18 protein-coding genes and 1 pseudogene are annotated in these 19758 nt (G+C 61.2%); 10 read left to right on the forward strand and 9 right to left on the reverse strand.

Going from position 1 to position 19758, the window contains the following annotated elements:
* The 6 genes and pseudogenes from RHBS_RS10595 to RHBS_RS10620 all read right to left on the reverse strand — a co-directional run.
* A pseudogene (locus tag RHBS_RS10595) lies at window positions 1-1761 on the reverse strand (hypothetical protein); the annotation flags it as partial.
* Between the two features lie 797 nt (window positions 1762-2558).
* Window positions 2559-3002 (reverse strand): hypothetical protein, encoded by a 444-nt coding sequence (locus RHBS_RS10600; RefSeq protein WP_128645516.1) that lies wholly within the window; start codon window positions 3000-3002, stop codon window positions 2559-2561.
* A gap of 357 nt (window positions 3003-3359) precedes the next feature.
* Window positions 3360-4571 carry a hypothetical protein gene (locus tag RHBS_RS10605; protein WP_128645517.1) on the reverse strand — a complete coding sequence of 404 codons (1212 nt, stop codon included), beginning with the start codon at window positions 4569-4571 and terminating at the stop codon, window positions 3360-3362.
* Between the two features lie 197 nt (window positions 4572-4768).
* Window positions 4769-5113 carry a hypothetical protein gene (locus RHBS_RS10610; RefSeq protein WP_128645518.1) on the reverse strand — a complete coding sequence of 115 codons (345 nt, stop codon included), beginning with the start codon at window positions 5111-5113 and terminating at the stop codon, window positions 4769-4771.
* A gap of 25 nt (window positions 5114-5138) precedes the next feature.
* Window positions 5139-6188, reverse strand: coding sequence for a C40 family peptidase (locus RHBS_RS10615; RefSeq protein ID WP_128645519.1), 1050 nt, complete (start codon window positions 6186-6188; stop codon window positions 5139-5141).
* Window positions 6176-6583, reverse strand: a complete 408-nt coding sequence (locus RHBS_RS10620; RefSeq protein ID WP_128645520.1) for a hypothetical protein — start codon at window positions 6581-6583, stop codon at window positions 6176-6178. Before RHBS_RS10620 ends, RHBS_RS10615 begins: the two co-directional genes overlap by 13 nt.
* 403 nt (window positions 6584-6986) lie before the next feature.
* On the opposite strand from RHBS_RS10620, the gene RHBS_RS10625 reads away from it, so the two are divergent.
* The 6 genes from RHBS_RS10625 to RHBS_RS10650 all read left to right on the forward strand — a co-directional run bounded on the left by RHBS_RS10625 (window position 6987) and on the right by RHBS_RS10650 (window position 10812).
* Complete coding sequence (locus tag RHBS_RS10625; RefSeq protein WP_128645521.1) at window positions 6987-7691, forward strand: hypothetical protein; 705 nt, start codon at window positions 6987-6989, stop codon at window positions 7689-7691.
* 467 nt (window positions 7692-8158) lie between these two features.
* Window positions 8159-8416, forward strand: coding sequence for a hypothetical protein (locus RHBS_RS10630; protein ID WP_128645522.1), 258 nt, complete (start codon window positions 8159-8161; stop codon window positions 8414-8416).
* 101 nt (window positions 8417-8517) lie between these two features.
* Window positions 8518-9030: a hypothetical protein gene (locus RHBS_RS10635; protein WP_128645523.1), complete on the forward strand. Its 513-nt coding sequence runs from the start codon at window positions 8518-8520 to the stop codon at window positions 9028-9030.
* Window positions 9027-9275, forward strand: a complete 249-nt coding sequence (locus RHBS_RS28885) for a hypothetical protein (protein WP_128645524.1) — start codon at window positions 9027-9029, stop codon at window positions 9273-9275. The genes RHBS_RS10635 and RHBS_RS28885 overlap by 4 nt, the downstream gene beginning before the upstream one ends.
* A 133-nt stretch (window positions 9276-9408) precedes the next feature.
* Window positions 9409-9852 (forward strand): hypothetical protein, encoded by a 444-nt coding sequence (locus tag RHBS_RS10645; protein ID WP_128645525.1) that lies wholly within the window; start codon window positions 9409-9411, stop codon window positions 9850-9852.
* Window positions 9853-9900: 48 nt separating this feature from the next.
* On the forward strand, window positions 9901-10812 hold the full coding sequence (locus RHBS_RS10650; protein WP_128645526.1) for a hypothetical protein: 912 nt from the start codon (window positions 9901-9903) through the stop codon (window positions 10810-10812).
* A gap of 230 nt (window positions 10813-11042) precedes the next feature.
* Here the strand turns inward: RHBS_RS10650 and RHBS_RS32170 are convergent, their stop codons facing one another.
* From RHBS_RS32170 to RHBS_RS10665, 3 genes are all read right to left on the reverse strand, one after another.
* Window positions 11043-11879: a Fic family protein gene (locus RHBS_RS32170; protein WP_374700572.1), complete on the reverse strand. Its 837-nt coding sequence runs from the start codon at window positions 11877-11879 to the stop codon at window positions 11043-11045.
* A gap of 368 nt (window positions 11880-12247) precedes the next feature.
* Window positions 12248-12466 carry a hypothetical protein gene (locus RHBS_RS10660; RefSeq protein ID WP_128645528.1) on the reverse strand — a complete coding sequence of 73 codons (219 nt, stop codon included), beginning with the start codon at window positions 12464-12466 and terminating at the stop codon, window positions 12248-12250.
* 208 nt (window positions 12467-12674) lie between these two features.
* A complete protein-coding gene (locus RHBS_RS10665) occupies window positions 12675-13022 on the reverse strand; it encodes an Lsr2 family protein (RefSeq protein ID WP_187298438.1) in 348 nt (115 codons plus the stop codon).
* A 460-nt stretch (window positions 13023-13482) separates the two neighbouring features.
* Here RHBS_RS10665 and RHBS_RS10670 point away from each other — a divergent pair, with 460 nt between their 5' ends.
* The 4 genes from RHBS_RS10670 to RHBS_RS10685 all read left to right on the forward strand — a co-directional run bounded on the left by RHBS_RS10670 (window position 13483) and on the right by RHBS_RS10685 (window position 17999).
* Window positions 13483-13800, forward strand: a complete 318-nt coding sequence (locus tag RHBS_RS10670) for a hypothetical protein (RefSeq protein WP_128645529.1) — start codon at window positions 13483-13485, stop codon at window positions 13798-13800.
* 1290 nt (window positions 13801-15090) lie between these two features.
* Window positions 15091-15450: a hypothetical protein gene (locus tag RHBS_RS10675; protein ID WP_128645530.1), complete on the forward strand. Its 360-nt coding sequence runs from the start codon at window positions 15091-15093 to the stop codon at window positions 15448-15450.
* Between the two features lie 1410 nt (window positions 15451-16860).
* On the forward strand, window positions 16861-17097 hold the full coding sequence (gene nrdH / locus RHBS_RS10680) for a glutaredoxin-like protein NrdH (RefSeq protein WP_128645531.1): 237 nt from the start codon (window positions 16861-16863) through the stop codon (window positions 17095-17097).
* A 104-nt stretch (window positions 17098-17201) separates the two neighbouring features.
* Window positions 17202-17999 carry a hypothetical protein gene (locus RHBS_RS10685; protein ID WP_128645532.1) on the forward strand — a complete coding sequence of 266 codons (798 nt, stop codon included), beginning with the start codon at window positions 17202-17204 and terminating at the stop codon, window positions 17997-17999.
* Window positions 18000-19758: the final 1759 nt, after the last annotated feature.

The following is a 19758-nucleotide window of genomic DNA, read 5'->3' on the forward strand; positions in this document are numbered from 1 at the left end:
CATCGATGCGGGGTTCTGCCGCTCCCCGATGTCCTGTCCGGGGGGCGGAATCTTGAAACCGGCGTCTCCAGCAGCTTTTTCGATCGTCGGAGGCGCACCGTCGACAGGGTTGAGCGCCGCGACCATCTTCGCCGTTCGAGTGTCAGAGAACGTCACGTCCTTGCCATCGATCCCAACGACCTTCGAGGCTGGCTCCGGCTTCTGAACTGCCGGATCGAGAGGGCTCGCAGGCTTATCCGCCGGAGGAGCAGAATCCGCCGGAAGCCCTGCAACGGCGGGCTTTCCATCAGTCGCAGGCATGGCGGGATCGGCTGCGGGCTTCGCAGTATCCTCGCCACCGTCGCCTTTCTCCTCTGGCTTCTTGTCCTTCTTCTCCTCGTCGTCTTTGTCGTTCGCAGGAGTCGTCGACTTCTTTTTGTTCTCGGTGGCCGGCTTGTTCTGCAGCGCGTTCCGGAGCAGCTCGTCCAACCCCTTGCCGGCGTTCGCAGTCGGCGGAACTTGACCGGAAAGCGGGCCACTCATGCCGCCCAGCGGGTTAGCACCCATACCCGAGTTGGATTGCGGCATGCCACCGAATGGGTTGTTGCCCAATGGACTACTGGGCATTGGGTTTTGGGCTGCGGCACCGCCAGGGTTCTGGCTGCGGGAGAGGGAAGCTAGCACGTCAGCAAGATTCTGCTGACCTCCTTTGGGCATTCCAGCTGTTGACGAGGTCGGGGGTTGCATCGCGGGAGTGGCACTTGTCGATGAACCTTGCTGAGCAGGGTTGATAGAAGTGCTGGGCAAACCAGGAACCGGTGCCGACATCTGCTCAGTCGGGGTCGTGGTGGCAGGATTTGCGGGTCTGCTTAATGTCGAGGGGAGCACCCATCCGTTCACTGCCTGATCTATGGACGTGAACGCCTGAGTAGCGGCCTGATAGTAGCGATCGGCGACTCCGTCAACTGAGCCCATCTTCGTTTCATCGACACTGAAGTCCCAAGGAACCATTCCGCTAGCAGAATCCGAAATGGCCTGTCGTGCATCGACATTCGCTGTCCTGAGTGACTGGTACGCCGTGTTCGTTTCCGTCGCCAGAGACGAAACGGCGTTGCCGACTGGTACGACAACCTGCTCGCCCACAGCGCTGAGCGCATCCAGCGACGGTCGAACTCCTTGACGTGCGCGCTGTACAAGCGGCTCCGACTCGTATTTCTTCATCAACGCATCGACAGACGCAGCGATCTCGGATGCTCGCGTGATCAGATCAGTCATTCCGGTGACCGTTGCCTCGAAGCCCGACGTTGTCGGGACCGGAGGATCAACAGGGTGCCAGACCTTCTCGGGATCGATCGCGAACATTGCACTGTTGAGCTCGGTGAGAGTCTTGTCCTTTGCTCGGATAATCCCATCCCGATTTCCGTCGTGAGTCAGCGGCAGAAAGTTGGTGTCTGGAGGGCTCGGAGGGGCGTCTAACGCGGGCGTTTCCGACCCGAATAAACCAGCTACGAATTTTTTTGCAATACTCCGTAATTCAGGATCGAATAACCATGTACCCGCAAGCACGACCGCCCCGACGGCCCACCCTGGGCCAGGGATCGCCAACGCCGCGAGACGTAGGCCCATTTTGGCACCCAAGCGGGCGGCAACCTTCCCTGCCGACGAGGCGGCCAACTTGCCAACCAGACGGCCGCCTTGAGTCAGACCCTTGGCCGCCAAGGACTCGCTCTGCGCGATCTTTCCGCCAAGTGTCCGAGCGATAGCGCCGCCCTTTTCAGCCACTCGACTAGTCCTGGCGGCATTGCCTGCAGTCCTTGCTTCTGTGTCGACCGCTGGGGCTGTACCGCTTCGCGGTCCAGCTGACCGCTCACCGCGAGCAGGTTGTTCGGAAGTGCGAGGTCCCGGACGCTCAGGGACGGGCGGTCGGGATACCGGGGGTCGCGAGTTCAGCTTGGAGAGGGCGGCCTCGCGAAGTGGGACCGTCACCGGCGGAAGCTTCCACGCAGCGATTCCAGCGCCCACGGCAACCGCGCTCACATGCGCCATGTCCCACAGGCCACTCGATCCGAGGTCGGGCGTCGGCGACGAGGAGATCTGCGCAGAAGCAATGCCGCCACCCGCTGCACCCAGACCGGCAGAGTCGAACACTGAACCCGAGCCCGGCATGGCACCGAGGCCAGATTGAGAATCGCTCACTCCCGGCAGTGGTGATGACATCCACGGCCACCTTCCTGGTTGTTTGTGGACTCAAACATACCCTATATACGGTCGAGTTGATATGCGTACATACCGGCTATCAAGCCGGTGTTCTCGGGTATCGATAACCGCCCGACTAACGAGTTATTCGCTTGCCGCCCCGACCTCTCAGAGGATATTGGCGCACGACAGCTATGGAGTGCCTCCAGGACGTTACTTACCGTTGAACACCGATGCAGACACGCTGATGTGGCCTCGAAACCGACACACGAGGAGCCCGGACAGCAACGTGGACAGATCAGCTATGCCTGGCCACCGATCTGTCCACGTTGACATTCCGACCTACGTACTTGCGCGCGCGATCTTAGAATTGCCGATCGAACTTAGGGGGATGCAACCGTCAAGCCCCACTGCTCGGCGAACTGAGCTATACCCGTCGCTCCAGAGAGCGCCTCACTATTTCCCGATCCAGAGAAAAGGATGCCGACTGCGTAGACGCCGTCGCTACTGAGCGCGTACACCGGCCCCCCGGAATCTCCGTGATCGCTTGCGGCGGCGAAAGCTACTTGAGCCTTGCCAGGAGCACCTTGAAGCGGGCCACAACTTTCACCGGTTGTTCGGCCGACTTTGCATAGGACCGGCTGAGCTTGCATCACATCCGCGAAAGTCATTGAGCCGAGCACCGGCAGCATCTTCCCTTGGTACGGAACCCAAGTCGTAAGACTGCCACCTGGAAGATCATTGAAGCGGATGCGGGCGATGTCGCCGTTGTAATCGTTCAAACTGTCGGCGATGTAGCCGAGATAGGTACCGTTCTTGTCCGTCACGGAGTCACCGACTACTCCGCAATGCCCGGCCGTGACACCTTCTGCTTTGCCATCTGGTCCTGGCAGGACGTAGCCAAGCGTGCAGATCTGGTTGCCGACTCGGATCTCGGTACCGGCGTGCACCGGCGGAGTGGCTGCAGCTGCCGAGGCTGGGGATAGGACCATCGCTGCAGTTGCCACGGCAGCTGCAGCCACGCCCGCAGCCCAGTTCCTGATCATGCAAATGATAATACGGCAGAGTGTCGCGCTGACGCAAGTGGCATACACGATCACTCTGCTCTTCGTGGCCGGATGACCGGGTCAGTGGATTTGATGTCGTCGCCGTAGACCATTGGGTCCACCGAGATGATTGCCGGCCTATCGGACTTGTCGGACTTGCCGCCCGCAGCTCCTTGCCCTGGAGGCATCATCGGCATCATCGGCATACCGGAGGTTGACCGAGATCCTCCAGCCGCTGTATTGGGAGCCGCACTTGTTCCTGCTTTTGCACTGCCGCCTGCGGATTCCGCGGTTCCAGCGGTCTGCGCGTTTGCCCATGATGGTGGCTGTACGAGTGGGGCGCTTCCTGGTGTCGCTGCAGAAGTCGAGGTCTCCGAGGTTGACAGATTTGGTGCCGCACTGGAGGAGGTCCGTTGACCTGTTGGTCCCGGCTTGCCGCGCGCTGAGTCCAGTAACTTGCTGAACTCGCTGTCGGTCATTGCTCTCGGTCCTGCCGGGTTCCCTGCCGCGAGGCCACCGGTCGAGGGGGACGCGTAGCCCGGTAGCGGCTGCTGCGGGAGAGCCTGGTTGCATCATCACTGACGGCATGAGGTTTTGGTTCTGGGCACCAAGCAGAGTCGCATTGTCGAGTCGTGGCGGTGCTGCTGTCGCGCGGGCACCCACCGTGGATTGGGCCGGACTTGATGCAGTCGACGAGCGAGGTCCGGGGCTGCTCGACCGCCCACCACCCAACACGCCAGACACACCCGGACTGAGGTTGGCAGCAGTAGAACTTGCGCCCGAGTTCCCTGTCGATGCAGCCGCCTCCGGGGACAGCGGAATCGGAGGGGGCGGATTGATCATTGAAATCTCAGGCCCAACGGCAGCCTGGATTGACGGCTGGGCGTTGCGGAATGTCGACGCGATTTGGCGTTGCAGCTCAGCGTTGCTTTGTAGGTCCTGCTGGACTCTCTCTGGGATTCGGACCTTTTCGCCATCCATGATCGAGAAGGCGGTCGGCACCGCCGAGGGTTTCAGAGACTGGAGATCAGGGATAAACTGTTCGCCGTCGTCGCCGATGGTGACGACTCCGAGTGCTATGAGCTGGTTCGCTTTGTCGCTTTCAGCTTGAAGTTGCTTGGCTGCGTCTCGAGCCGGCGTCATGTTCGCCCAGTAGGCGGCGACGGAGGCGTTGTAGTCCAGGGCTGCGTGCTTGCTGACATCGAGGGCGTGGGCGGCCCGGTCGATGCTCTTGGCGATGTTCGAGACGTGTTCCATGATCGTGTCGATACCGGGCGACGACGCGTCTGGGCGCACTCCATTGAGTCCTGCCGAGAGTTCTGAGGCACGATTGATCAGGTTGTCGAACATCTTGTCGTGAGCGTCGCCGATGGCAGTGTGTGTCGACTCGGGCGCACCTTGCGCGCGGCTGCTTCGGACGTCTTCGATCAGCTGGTTGAGGCGTGGATCATCGGAGGGTGTGGGGTCGGCACCCTGATATCTGGGCACGGCGGTCTTCGAGGCGAGAAGTTCACCAAGTTTCCGCTCGAAGCCTTCCGGTGGTGGGCTCATGCGCCGATCCGCGCGTTGAGATCGTTATGGAAATCCTGGAGCGCCGCGAGGATGACTCCGTTGATCAGGGTGTTGAACTCGAGCAGGGCTGGGGCTTGACCGGCCGTTCCTGCGGGGTCTGCCCGTTGCTGGGCCGCCAGCTGTGCGTAGTGGTCGATGACGCTCTGGTCGCACTCGAACACTGCGAGTCGGTTCTTGACGACGATCGCTGCGACGGAGGGGTTGTCGTTGTCGTCGAACTGGACTCCTCGCGCTTCCTCGTAGGCGTTGTGGAGGCTCGTTTCGATCGCCCGTATCTTCGCTCCGGCGTCGGCGATAGGTTGCAATTCTGGGTGCGACATCTGTTCTTCTCCCCGGCTGTTTTTGTCAGGCCGCTCTGCGCACTTCGGAATCCGGTGCAAGAGCGGTGATTTGGACGTTGCTGCCCGACTGTGGGGCGTGGACGACCTTCCCGTCGCCGATGTACATCTGGACGTGTCCGGGACCATTGCCGCCCACGAACGACGATTTCGGGAACACGAGGTCACCCGGCTTCGGGTCTGTGACTGGGGCCGATGCGCTGTACTGGGCTTGGGAGGTTCGTGGGATCTCGACGCCATCGCTCTGGTACGCCAGATAGCGGGTCAGGCCCGAGCAGTCGAAGCCGACCTTGTTGTAGTCGCCGTGCGCGTCTCCGGCTCCCCCTCCGTCGGAGATGCCCTTGCTCGGACCTTCGAGGGTGCCGCCGCCCCAGGAGTACGGAACTTCGGATGCGACGGTCTGTTTGACCAGCTCGTCGAGTTTCGCGTTTCCGGTGCTGACGTCGGTGCCGGTGGACTCTGCCGGTTCGGTGGTGTCGCCGTTCGCATCGATGATGGCGGCCAACTGTGCCTGTTGGGCGGGAGTGAGCGTGACTGTGTCCGAACCGGATCCGCCGCCGGTTGCGGTCGCAGGCATCATCGCTGGAGCTGCAGCCGACGACGCCATCGACGCGATCGGCGCTGCGAGGCCCGCCGCGGTCTGCATTGCCGGCGCTGCCATTCGCGCGAATTGCGACACCGGCGACACCGGAGTCATCGATGGCATCGCGGGCTGGCTGGGGCCAGACAGTTGGGCTGCCGACAGTCTGGGTGCCGGTTGCGTGCTCGCCCCTGGTGTCGGGGCGGCAGGGGAGGTAAGCGCGGTGGCTTGTGCCGCGGTGGCGGCGTCGTTGGTCTCGAACTGGCGCGCACCGGCGTTGGCCTTGTCCATTGTGTCGCTGGATTTTTCGAGTCCGTCTGTCAGGTGTTTGCGGATGGACTCGAGTGCGTTACGCACCTTTGGATCCGACGCCTTCGACTCGCTCTTTCCAGCGTCCTGGCCGCCCTCGAATTGTTCGGTCGAGCCCGCGCTGACAGCGTCGCTGACCTCGGTGGGGTCGATTTTTACTGGAGGCATCCGGGAATCAGTCCTCTCGGGCGGTGGTGGTCGTCAGTCGGGGCGAGACAATCACGACCGTCAGTTGCCGATGTTGGCGATGTTGGCGACGCTTCGGAGTCGTTCTGTTCGAGGCCGTCGGCCTCACCGGTGAGCGACTGGGCCGCGGTCTGGAGGTTGTCCTTGATCCTGACCATGCCCTCTTCGACGCCCTTGAACACTGTTTGCAGCTTCTGCAGAGTCGCCGACGCCGCAGGCATGATCGTGCCGTCGACGGACCCATCTGCCGCGAATGTTGCCTTCACCTTCTCCACGTCGGCTGTCCACTTCTCGATGGTCGCCAGCTGGTCGAGGATCTCGGTGCCTGCTGAGCGGACACTCTCGGTGTCGGCCTGAATTGCGCCATCGGTAGACATATTTGTTCGTTCCCCTCGGTCATCGGTTGCCCTACTGAGCGATATGTGGGCTATTGGGGGTTGATCGTACCCCAGATACGAGCCGTATCACGGTGTTGCCGACGATGATCAGACCGGCAATCGTGAGCATGTTCGGCCAGCTGATACCGAGGTTATGGAGACTGTCAGGGAACGTGATCAGGTGATCTGCCCCTACGCCGGAGAGGATTCCCCACTCGACCAGTCTGTTCGCCCAGGCGATCGACCTCGAAGGAAGCCCCAGGATAATGAGTCCGATAAGCATATTTATGGCCACTATCTTGCGGGTATTCATGACGTCTATTCACCTCCTGTCTGTGCTAGTGTTCGGGCGTATTGCGTCGCCGTCATCCTAGGCGATCATCACCGTCGAAAGGTAGCGTAAATGGCGCGAGTAACCGTTGCCGCCAAGGATCTTCAACGGTTTTTCGAGATACTCGGTGCCACAGTCGGCAAGGTCGTCGACGGTGACGACACGTTCGCCTGCGTCTACCTTCGGACCGGAACCGCTGTGGCTGGTGACGATGTCTCTGCCTCCCAGGTTCTGACCGGCGTGACCACGGACGGCGTTTTGATCGGCCGGATGCACGTGTCCTGCAACGGCAGCCTCGACGACCCTGTTCTGCTTCCCAGCGCGGTACTCAACTGGATCCGCCCGGCGTTACAGGAAGTGATCCGCGGCGATAAGAACAGCTTGGTGTCCTTGCAGGTCCACCGGGACACTCTGGAAGCGAAACTGATCGTCGAATCCGATACCTCACTCCTTCATCAGTTCAACTTGCAGCCCGTGGGGTCGTATCCGATCGATCTGTGCGATCGCTCGCTAGCGGGTCTGACGGCCTCCGATCAGGTGACCGACAGTGATCACCGACCCCTTGATTCCGGCAAACTGTCGGTCTTTCTCGGACCACATCTCGGGGTGCTCGTCACCCTGGCCAAAAAGCTACACGCGGACGTGTACCTACACCGCGTGAAACATCCAGCGAGCGCCCATCTGGTGAGTATCGGTGCATGGCGTGGAGTGCTCCCCGGAACACGGTATTCGGCTGATATCGACGTCGATTCACCGGAGGAACAACCAGCTCTGTGAACATCAGGGCTGAACAGTAGTGTCTCGACCCGAGGGCACATCGAAACAGAGGGGATGACAAGTTGAAGATCAGTCGGAGAACGGCGGTAGTCGCCGCAGGGATCGTAGGAGTTCTGACGTCCACCGCGCCTATCGCGATGGCGGCACCGAACGTGGAGAACCCACAGGCACCGCAGAGCGGAAACGGCGCGGGCACGTCGCTGTCTCAGCAGGAGGGAGGTCAGGCACCTGCCACGACACCTCAGACCGGACCGGGTGTGCCGCGAACTCTCGCCCCTGCAAACCCGCAGGCAACCCCCGGCGCGGTTCCGGCCAACCCGCAGGCAACCCCCCGGCGCGGTTCCTCCCCCGCAGGAAGGCACTCCCCCGGCACAGGCCGCGCCCGGCGAGGTGGCACCGCAGACCGCTGTACCCGATCAGGCCGATCAGGCCGATCAGGCCGATCAGGGATGGAGCGAGAACCAGCAGTGGTCGCCTCAGCCGAGCGCACCGGCGGCACCTGCAGCTCCGGAGCACCCAAGGAGGGTGGCCCGCCGTTCGTGACTATCGACGTCACTGTCTACGGCCTGCCCGAATTGGCCCCGATCGCGCTGCCTCCACTTCCCGATGGCATCGTGTTGCCGCCGCCGCCCGTCGAGGTCCTGCTGCACCAGGTGCCGGATGGCCAAGGCGCACCGACGGTTCAGGTCACGACGGCACCTCCGCTAGCGCCCTTCCACCTCTGAGCTACTCCGTGGCCCCGCTCGAATCGAACCCTCCCGCATTCCCGCCGGCAGGAGCAGTTCGATCCGGGTGGGGCTTCACTCATATGTCGAGGACACCCACCATGGCCAGAAAGAACAGCAAGCCCACCAACACCTGGGCACAGCGAGCCAGTGCGGCCGGCACCGGTCAGAGCAGGACCGCTCCGACACACGCGCCGTCGGACGATCGCCCCACCCTCGCCCACGCACCCCGACCACAGGGCACGCAACGGACGCAGCGGAGGGTCGACGTCGCCGAAGCATTCCGTGTCACCTCCCGCGCTCTCTCGAAGCACCGCAAGCTGGGCATGATCGCTGTAGCTGTTGCTCTCGTCCTGGCCGTGGTGCTCATCGCTGCGCAGAATTGGACTGGATCCGACGCCGAGACGCGCACTGACGCCACCGTGACCGACGAGGCCGATCCGATGGCCATGGGGATCAGCAGCGACGGTGCAGCTCTTCCGTGTGAGGAGATTCGGACACCGCAACGGACCCAGTCGAGAGGCACAGGGGACACCGGCAGCGCCGAAGGTTCATCATCGCGTACGAGCACGCGTTCTTCGACCGACGCGATCCCGCGGCGATGGTGGCCATGACCAGCCCTGGCCCCGACGTCGCGAGCGCCGACGCGCTGGCTGCCGGGATCGCGGGGGTCGATCCGAATACGCCGTGGTGCGTCACGGTCACCCCAGAAGGCACCCCTGATGTGTACAGAGCGGAGATTCGTTTCCTCGCAGCGGACTCCGAAGTCGCACAGTGGAACCAGACAATGACAGTGGTTCGACGTGAAGCCGCCGACGCTGGATCGTGGACAATCACTGCCGTGCGGGCACTTTCGTGAACCGACTTGTCGATTCTCCACTGTATTGTCATAATGAGGATGTGGACACTATGCAGCGGATTCCCCGCGAAATTACCGAGGCCGACAGTGCCGGTGAAGCCGTGGAGAAAGCCGCAAGTGCTGAGCTCGCGCGGTGTTACGAGCTCCGAGATCACTATGTCGCGTCGTCGCTCTGGCCGCATGGTTGGATGCCCGCCCCACCCTGCTTCTCGACAGCAACGCGAGTCAAGGCATCGCTCCGCTTCTGAGTCGCGCATTCCAGCCTGGCCGAGCAGGTTTCGGCCGAGCCGACACCGTCCCTGAAACCATCACCCAATGCCTGGCCAGCGCTCGCCAGTTGATCGCGCGGTTCGACGAGATCATCAACCGAACGATCCCACAGGCCCGATCAGCACCAATCGTGGACAGCTTGCTTCTGGCCAAAGCCAAAGCGGTAGTGGCCGAGAACAATTCACTGACGGCCCTCCAGCGCGAGAACGCGGCCATTCGCGCGTTCGCGATTCTCGTAGCTCAGCAGTCATGGGGAGTCGAGTTCCTCAGCGGTACCCCGAATCCGTGGTCGAGTCTTCTGCCCTAGTCCGATCCGCCCTCCTGAGTAGCCGCATTCGCGAAAGGATTACCACCGGTGCCAATCAGCAACGGCAAGTTCACACCCGCCGGACTACGGACAGTCGAGGACCTCTTCCCGAATCCGGAGTCTGGGCGTATTTCGAGGATCCTCGATCGAGTTCCGGATCGAACCCTCATCGACGGGGAGCGGTCACTGACACTCTTCGAGGTAGGCACCCTCTACGTCAAAGACAAAGCACATGTCACCGTGCACAGTGACAGCGACACCATTGTGTACGCCTGCGACAACGCACGCGTGCACATGTACGGCGAGGGCTCGGTGATTGCTATGGACTCCGCCTCGGTCACGGCTTTCGACCGAGTGGAAGTGGCCCTGCATGACACCTCCACCGGGATCTTCCACCACCGAAGCTGCGGCACGGTCAAAGACGCGGCATCCGCGCAGTTCTTCGACTCGTCGACCGGGACCGGACATGGGGCCGTGAAAGACATCGACATCTTCGATTCGGCTACCTTCGCCGCCTACGACATGACCATGGTCAATGTTCACCTGCCGAGCTCGGGAGGGGTGACAGGACGCTCGTCGACAACGATCACCGTCGTCGACGAGCCGGGCCCAATTTTCCGAACAGGCCTGACCATCGTCGCCGTCGACACCGCCCACGTTCGAGTTCACAGTCGCCACAACTTCGAAGTGGACGGCAAAACGAAGCCCCTACCGTTTCTGCTGCGGACCACTGGGTTCGCACACCTGTCGTTCTACGACACCGGTGCCGCGGATCCGCTACAGAACGTGACCCTCGCTGTCACCCCTGGCCACGACAAGGCGCAGTACCAGCTCGGTGGATCAGTCGAGGCCGACTGGGAGGAGACCGTCGACCCTTCGCAAACAGCTACGGCTCCCCGGCACGCCCAACCCGCTCCGAACCGTGACCACTCCCCCACGACCGCGGCGCAGCCGACGTGACGCCGATCTCGGTCGAGGACCACGCTCATCACGCCGGGGCGTCCCTCGAACAGTCGATCTTCGGACCGGACTGGCGGACGATCAACGGCACCGAGCCCGAGATCCCTGAACCCACCCACGAATCGATTTTCGGAAGTAGCTGGAAGCCAATCTTGACCCCATGAGGTCCTCTCGAGCCAGGCCGGGTGGCCCGCTGGAGTCCTTGCGGCCACTCGGCTCATCAGCGGGATCTATGCCACATCGTTCAAACCACGTCGTTCCCGACGCCGATTCTCGCCTTGTCTCGACCAAATTTCGAGTACCCCTGGGGCTTGCCACACAGGAATGTGACTCGCTACGTCAAAAGGAACGATTAAGCCCGCCTCCGCCAACTTGGTCGCAGCTTTGTGACCCGAGATTCGATCGGTTCCCAGCGCTCTTCCCGCGCGGCCTGTTGTAATGACGGGCTGCCCGAGGAGATAGGTCAACATTGGCCACGAGTACGAGTCGGCTCTGCTTGCCCTACTCGACACCGATCTGAGCACGTCGGACATTCTTTGTAGCTCACACTGCAACTGGTCGACCAACGTGGCTATTTCCGACACACCGTCGATAACAGCGTGGGCAACGCTCGAAATAACAGGCACCGGATCACCGCCCCGGAATGCATCTACAACTAGAGAATGATCGGGCGACGCTGCATTGATCCCCACCGAGATCGGCACGGCGACTCCACGCACGCAACCCCATTGCCTGAGCAGGTGCGAGATAAGAGCTCGTCCCGCACGTCCATTACCTTCAGCGAACGGCTGAATCGACATGAACTGCGCATACGCGACCGCTGCGGTAGCGATCGGTTGACCAGCGCTATCGCGAGCGTATTCCGCCAGATCCTCCATCGCACCAGCTACGCGCTCGTGGCGAGGCGGAACATAGCCGAATGTGTCGATCGCCGAACCGGTCGGATCTGTCCAAATCTGATGCTGCCGCCAACGTCCAGCCCGATGTGGCCGGTGTCGGTTCAGCAGGCCTTGGTGGATCTTCCGGACGTCCGCCTGAGAATCAAGAGCAACTTCGATCGCCCGCATACAGTCGACCACCGGGTCGGCGGCATCAGTCAAGCGGCCATATGCAATTGAGCCCGAGGTGGATCTGATTCGACTGATCTCACAGGATGCTTGAGCCTCACGGGCGAGTACCGCACGCGCTAGCGAGGATCGCAGCGGCGCAGGCAAGGAGTTCAGCAGCTCGTCCAACCGCACGTACGCCACAGTGGCCTCCGTCACCGCGGCTGCCACATCGCCCTTGAGTGGAGGAAGTAGAGCCGACTGTATCCGCGGCAGTACCGCGGCTCTGATATCGGAGTCCGGAGGTACACCGCTGGTTGCGCTGTGGTGCAGGACTTCGTTTTCCGCCACAGGCCAGCGCGGAAACTGCACACCCGAAACCGGAACTGTCACTGCTTCCTCGCGCGATCGAGGATGTCGATCACCGTTCCATCGGAAACCCCGATGAGCCGTGCAATCTGACCTCGCGACGCCCCCGCCCTCGACGCCGCCACGACCAATCGGTTGCGAGTCACCATGAGCTCCTGAGCCTCTTCGCTCGTGGCGTCCGCAACGCGGGAGAGCTTCGCCAAGCGGTCCAGCAGCGGTTTCAAGTCGTCCTCAACCATTGCTCGCCGTTCACCAGCCTCCTGTTGCGCCTTGGACGGGGCAACGCTCTTTCCGCCCGAAACTTGCTTCTGCGCAACTCTAGCCGTAGCCCCGTAGGCACTACCCGATAGCTCTAACGGGAACGCCAACTGATTTTGGTTCTCCGACACCTTGGCAAGTCTATTGGTCCGGCAGGGTAGCGACGCGTGATGCTTCGCCGACTCGCAGTCACACTACGTTTCCTTGCCGTGTGGCCGACTCGCGATTTTTGTAGGCCGTCTCGATCTCCTGCGGGATTCGCCCTTTGTCGGAGATGACGAATCCATGTTCTCGCGCCCAGGTACGCACCTTTGCTGGGTCCGTACGGCGCATCATTTTCGACGACTTGTGACCAGGTGCTCGGACAGGCCTACTGAACGTAATCCACCTCTGAAAATCGGCATCCATCTGAGCTGCATTCGCAGCACTCAAGTCGATCACGTAGTGCCTTCGCTTATACGTAAATTCGATACTGACCTCGGCGGGACTCTGCTGGTCAAGGTCGTCCACCTTGCGTGTAATCAGCTTGACAACCACGTCTGATATCTCCGTCTCATGCAGCTATTGGCCGACTGATAACCGACCATTCTTCACCGCGAACTGCGGCATTCTCCGGCCCGCAACAGACAGCTTATATAACGGCTCTGTTTTGCGCTATACACGGTGGATATTCAGCTCAAGAACACGCCCCCATCAGCCCTTGAACTTCTTCCCCTGCAGCGAGCCGTAGGCGTTCTCCGTTTGTCGCTACGGTGAGGGCAGTTCGACTTACGGGATGTGGATCGAGTCCGGGAGACGCGCTCCGCACGGCGCGAGCCAATTGCTCCCGTTGCCTCCTAGACCGATGCCGATCGTCGATCAAGTCGCCCTTGCCGACGGGGCCTGTCCACGACACGCCGGCTCCGGAGGCGGCGCATCTGTTGACACCCCGACCGATATCTGGATTAATCAACCCCTGTCGGTAGTGTGAATTTTTCTAGGGGAGAGGTGCTGAGAGATGACGGTGCAGTCGCCCAATCCTGAGCTGCAACCCATCCTTGACGAGTTGGTGCGGATCGCACCGCTGGCCGCTGAGAAGTACGCGGAACGGAGGGCGGCCGAAAAGGCACGTAACGACGCCATCCTCGACGCGTACCTTGCGGGAGCCAAGAATCGGGACCTTGCCCAGATCGTCCAGGTGAAGCCACCGCGAATCACAGCGTTGGTCCAGCGCGGCCACAAGCAGCGACTCGAAGCCGAACAAGCTGAGGCCGCACAGCCGATCGTTGGTACCTACTCAGATGCCACCGACCGCAGAAGCGGATCAGCAGCATGACCGACAAGCCCTAGATACACCGAAAGACCGCCCCGTGGTTTCGCAGACCAGGGGCGGCCTTCCAGAAGTTGAATGACCACGAGTTGACGCTCGGATCACATATCCATACTGCAACACACGTGAAAACCGTTCCTGCAAGAGCGATTTCCACAACCACCAGCTTCATCGGCTGCCATCCCCGCGAGGGTTTGGCCTACTCAGAACCCGGAGGTTTCAATGCTCAGTCCCAGCTTCGGAACCGAACCCGGTTCCGAACTGCAGAGCCGGGGTCCTGCTGTGCATCAACACGAAACGTGGAGGCCCGCGTTGATCGGTCGATCCGCCACTTGGACTTCACAACCGTCGAGCAGCCCCTCCTTCAACAGGAGGGATAGCTCGTGACTCCACGATACCGCGTTTTCGCTGTTCACCGCAACACTGCGATGCCCTTTTCGGGAACCTTTCTTCCGGCCATCGGTGCCGCTCCGAGTAGCCCTCCACCTGCTGTAGCTGGCGGTGTGTGATGATGCCGACAATACGGCCCGAGATCACTCTTCAGGTCACGACTCAGATGCGCAAAGAACAGCCGTCGGCGCAGCTCAGAGGGATTACGAACCCTGACAGAGGGCACCCCACCATCGCTTCGGACGTATTCCATTCAGGTGCGATCGACAATCTTCTCGAGCCCTCCGATAGGCCCTCCAACGGGAGTACTTCATTGGGCTTGATGGTGACGCCGATTACGGGTGTTTGGACAGCTGGTAACCGTCGCCTTTCGAGCGGACCAATGGGCCTACTCGAGCGTGTTCTTGCTCGTGGGCCACAGACCGCTCTCCGCCCCTTCTTCCGGACGAGTTTCGACGACCGCGCTGACGTTCGACGAAGCCCCGCTGTTCCTGCTTGGAGCTCACGCACTCGCGCCGACGTTCTCAGCCGTAGTAGTCGGGCCCACATGCCCCGGAGGGGCCCTGTGTGGTGCAGGGGGCCGTGAGCGGACCGCCTGAGGAGGGTCACCGACATCTGAATACGTAGACGCGTCATCAGCGTCTCGAAGGCACACCGAAGCGCCCCTTGCGGGTTGATTGCGATTCGGGATGAGGCTGAAGTACCAGCTTCGCCACTCGATCGATTGCGGCAACTCTTACGAGTTCCCGGTTTGCCTTCCCACTCCGGAAGGATTTGCCATGCACGGCACATCTGAGGTACTTCATACCCTTTTACAGTTTCGAGGCTTCTGTCACCCTTTGTGCCTGTCGTCGGGCTACGACCGTTTGACCTGCGCATTCTCGATGCCTCAGCCAGGGTGACCCGGTGACCACCCGGTCACGAGCACCGCATCTGTCGATCGCGACGCCCGTCGCTTTCACCGAGCCGATTCACGTCACCGACATCGCTGACCTGCCCGCTGCGCAAGCCGACATCATCGACACGCTCACCAGAATCGGGTGCGCCAGCCTCGGACAGGTCACGATCCCGACTGCAACCGAGTCGGCGATGGACAAGGCCCGCGCGGTCGCAGCTCTCGCCGACTGCGGCCTCGTACGGGTGTGGCAGCACCCCGTCGACCAACGCACCTTGCTTGTGGAACTCACATCCGAGGCGAACATCGGCCGCCCAGATCAGGTCGGCGGCGTCTCACCCGTGTCGGGCGGTCGGCGATGGGTGTGCTGACACTCGACGCGCCGATCAGCTGCGCGGCCGAGGCCGACTTTTCTCGCAGGCTGACCACCCTGATCGCCCCTATGCCACTCGGACTGCAGATCCAGCTCGTATCGGCTGTGGCGGTCACACTCATCGATGCTGCAGATCGAGAACGCCGACGCAGGATCGCCGAACTGAACCTCGAGCAGCGCGGTAAGAAATCCTGGCATCTGCCACCGGTGAAGCTGACACCTGCCGGCAGGCCGGTAGCGACTGTTCCCTGCTGGCCCGGACGCCAGGCGTGGTTGCGAGATGTCGCTACTGCGTTGGACACAGACAGCGCCACTCGCATTCGCCAGAGCAACGCCAAGGTCGCGGCCGCCACGGTCCTCGCCGTCGCGACTGCCCACGCTCACTTCGCTGAAACCAGAACCGGCCGTCACATGGTTGCTTCCCTCGCGACCCTCGCCAAACGGGCCGAACTGTCGATCGACCAGGTCCGTCGCGGCCGCCGAGTCCTACGCACCCTCGGACTCCTTGTCGATCTCCAGCTCGGCCGCCGTCTTACCGGAATCGAAATCCAAGCAGCACGTGATCTGCACGGTCACACACAAACCGGGGCAGCCTCCGAGATCGCTCTCACCACGCCAGCCCGAATCGCGGCTCTGCGCCCGCAGCCCGCACCCCGATCGGTGACCGCGAAGAGCGCACCCCTATCCCCTCTTGGGTTCTTTTCCGGTTCTGAGCTTGCGAAGAACCGTAGAACTCAAAGAAAAAAGCGAGCCACGACAAACCGACCAACCGCCCCCAGGCCGATCTCTCTTCAACGCGTCACCGCCGAGCTCGTCTCGAAGTCCCGCGGACTGGACCAAACAGCGAAATACCTCAAAAAAACCTGCCACCTGGATGCCGCCAGGTCCTCCACGGCCCCTGTGAGGCATCTGGGGGGCCCTGTGCGATGTCATCGCGGCAGCGGGTATCGACACCGAACGTTTCACCGCCCAGCACATCAAGGACGCACTGGACCTCGACGGCCGACGGAACGGATTGAGTTGGCCGGACCGCATCGCCAACCCCACGAAATACCTGGCCTGGAGGCTAGGACGGCTGGATTGGACGGGTCCCACGCCGACCGAGCGGGCATCCGCAGACCGCGAGCGAGCACAGCTGGCACTGCGAGCAGCGACCGCTCCGTCCGGTCCGCCAGCAAGCGCAGAACAGCGCGCTCTCGCGAAACAACAGTTCGCAGCGGCAGCACTCCGCAACAAACGTCGCCGAAACGGAACTCCCGAGGCCCAGGTATAAGCATATGGATAACCGCGCAGATACACGCACCGATATGCTCTTTATAGCCGCTGGATATGCACGCGGAATGCTTGCATTAATGCGCCAATCAGACTATTATCTAATGCAAGTCGATTTCTACGAGAGGTCCGAGCCATGTCCGTTGTTGTGTACTCCAAGCCGAGCTGCGTGCAGTGCGTGGCGACCATGAAAGCACTGGACAATGCAGGTGTCGAGTACTCGAAGATCGACATCAGTGTCGATCCGAAGGCCCGAGAGCGTATCCTCGGATTAGGCTATCTTCAAGCACCGGTGGTCGACGCTGGCAATGGTGAACATTGGTCGGGATTCAGGCCGGATAGAGTCAAGGCACTTGCTGCAATAGCGGCCTGATTAACAGGCGCTAAGAACGACAACACCCCGACAGAAAACCTGTTGGGGTGTTGCGTTTTCCTTGATCCAATAACAACTTGCTCAGCGTAGCCGAAGGAAGATCCATGGCTCAGCACAGACCACCAGTTCGGCCGAAGGGGACAGCACCCGTTTCCACCGCGACCGGCAACACGACTGTCCGTGTGTCGACCGCGGCCGTCGAAGGCTTCATCGACGAAGGCCTCACTGGTGAATTGGGCTCCCTGAACCGCGGCGCATCCGTGAAAGAAATCCGTTCCACCCTGGGCACGTCAGACATCCAACGGATCGTGGGAGCAACTGGAAAGAAGCCGCCTTCCGAGCGCACAATCCGCCGCTGGGTCCAACAAGACCGTATTCCGGACGCTCACATTGCCGAGATCCTCGACAGGCACCGATTCGTCACCGAGACAGGTGGAGTGGCAGCCGTAGCCGCACAGGTCGGTAGGTCAGCCTCGTCGGTCCGCAAATGGGTAAACGGACGACAGGACAACTTCCGTGGAGTGGCAAAAGAAGACGCGGCACGGCAGCGCCTCGAAGAGAACATGATCCGCGCCGGCGTCATGACATCAACCGGCATCCTGAAAACGGTACACATCTCGTTCGTAGCTGTCGCCGAGGTTCGTGTTCCCGGCCCGACGGGGTACACCTACAGCACAAAGGCCCGTGAGTTCCGCTTCGACGGCAGCAAGTATGACTCGTCCATACTGAGCCGTGAAGATACCTACGAGCTCGCCGTGGCTGTCGCTAACGGAGAACATGCTCGGGTAATTGCCATCCTCGAATCCCATGCGTCGACCAGATACGCAGATTTCGACAGCTATGACGATGAGAATGGTTTCCATATAAGCTCAATCAGCAATCTGTCGATGACCTGGCACTGAATCGAACGCGACCGGCCATACACACTTCCGTGGTCTTCGGTATGTCATCCCCCTGTCCCCCCTGTTCGGCGGGGCGGGCAACCTGATCGCATCACAGTGACGGTTCGTACCCGGCGCGCTCAAGACGATCTCCGACCACCGTCGAATCGCGTTCGTCGTTGCTTGTGGTCTTCGTCCCGTGTCGCATTGATCCCACCTCGTGAAATTGAGACGGCTGAACGATGGATAGGCGTTACCGCTGGCCTATCCGTCACTAGTCCAGAAGCTGAAGCTCCTCGGCGAAAGCCCACACCTCTCCGGGGGGGCATCAGGCTAGATGTTGCCGCTAGTGGTCTAACCCTTACCTTCGATCTCGGCCAAATTGCCGCAGCAGCGCTGGTCCCTGAGGTAACAGCCTATTTCGTCACTGTGACGTAATAGGATCTCCTGGATGACGGTAGTTCAAGACATGACGCAAGATGCTCGTTGTTTGCTCCACGGATGTACGGTCTTGCTGCGTTGGTTCCCCGCCAACTCATTGTCGGCTACCGGTTGAGGGACTCCTGACCAGGACTCTTTGGCCGGAATCTGAGACAGCTTCATTCGATGCAACTGGGGTGACTAGATTGCTCAGCGTTCTAGATCCTTCGACACTGCCCGTTCAACATTGTCCGAGTGCCATGCAGGATGCGAGTGGTCCTGTAGTTTCCACACCGAACCAGCAGCCCCCCCCCGGCAGGACCGCCACAGTGCCGAGGTGCGCGATTCGTCCGGGCGGCGACACGTAGTACGTCTGGAAACTCGAGTGATTATCCTCGACACTCCCCTGTTGTATGCCACTAATTTCCGGCAGCCCTGGAGTCCTGCATCATCGCTCGGTTGATACGCGGATAGTCGTGTCGTTTTGACGCCGGGGAACTCACGCGCCTAGGAATTGAAGTGCAGGATGCTTGTTTCGTCGGGGAGGTTTGGCGGGCACCGGCTGCGAGGAGGAAGGCTTTTTGCTTGGCCCCTCCGGCGGAGTGCGCGAGCGTCCATGCGGAGGCTGGGATGAAAGGGATGAAGGCTGGTGGGAACCCTCTATTCCCCGGTAGCGGGTTGCGATTGTTGGGGTTGCTCGGGACGGGTGCGGCAGTCTGCTCATTCTGTTTACCGCGGTAAACAGGATCGGTCGATGGGGGGAGATTCCGAAGGCAGTTTTCGGTCTGGTCAGGATGCGGTGATCCCGGCCTCTTTAGGTGAGCCCACTCCCCCGCAACGCCGTCGGTGCCCTCTGTACGTCAGGGGTCGTCAGCCCGGCCCGTGGCTTGACCTGTAGCCAGGCTCTTCGGCGATTTGTAGCAGTAGGCACCGGCGTGTTTCGGGGTGCGCTCAGGTCCACTTCGGTTTCCGACTAGGAGGATGCCCGCTTTGCGTCGCTGGGTTTACCGCGGTAAACAACCGCTCGTTCCCGCGGATCTAGAGTCGATTCGCCAACCGGCGGATAGTACGAGAAGGTTCGAGACTTGTATTGGCAAGATGACTTCTATCGAGTCATCGAAGCCGCTTTCCGATTGCTGATTGTGTTCGATCTGGACTGCCCGAAATTCGGACGGCTTGCGACTCGGTAGTGCTGCCCACGGCCCTGTGCTCTGCGAGCCGATCTGGAGCACGGCTGGTGCCGCCTGTGATGATGGATCAATCTGCATGTAACCTGCAAATTCGCCGGAGAAGGCACTCGCCTACTGGTGGCCGTCCACTTATCGCCAGGCCTGCATGTTTTCACTTGGGTTCCATGAGC

It is taken from the genome of Rhodococcus sp. BS-15 (assembly GCF_000813105.1).
In the GTDB taxonomy this organism is placed as follows: Bacteria; Actinomycetota; Actinomycetes; order Mycobacteriales; family Mycobacteriaceae; genus Rhodococcoides.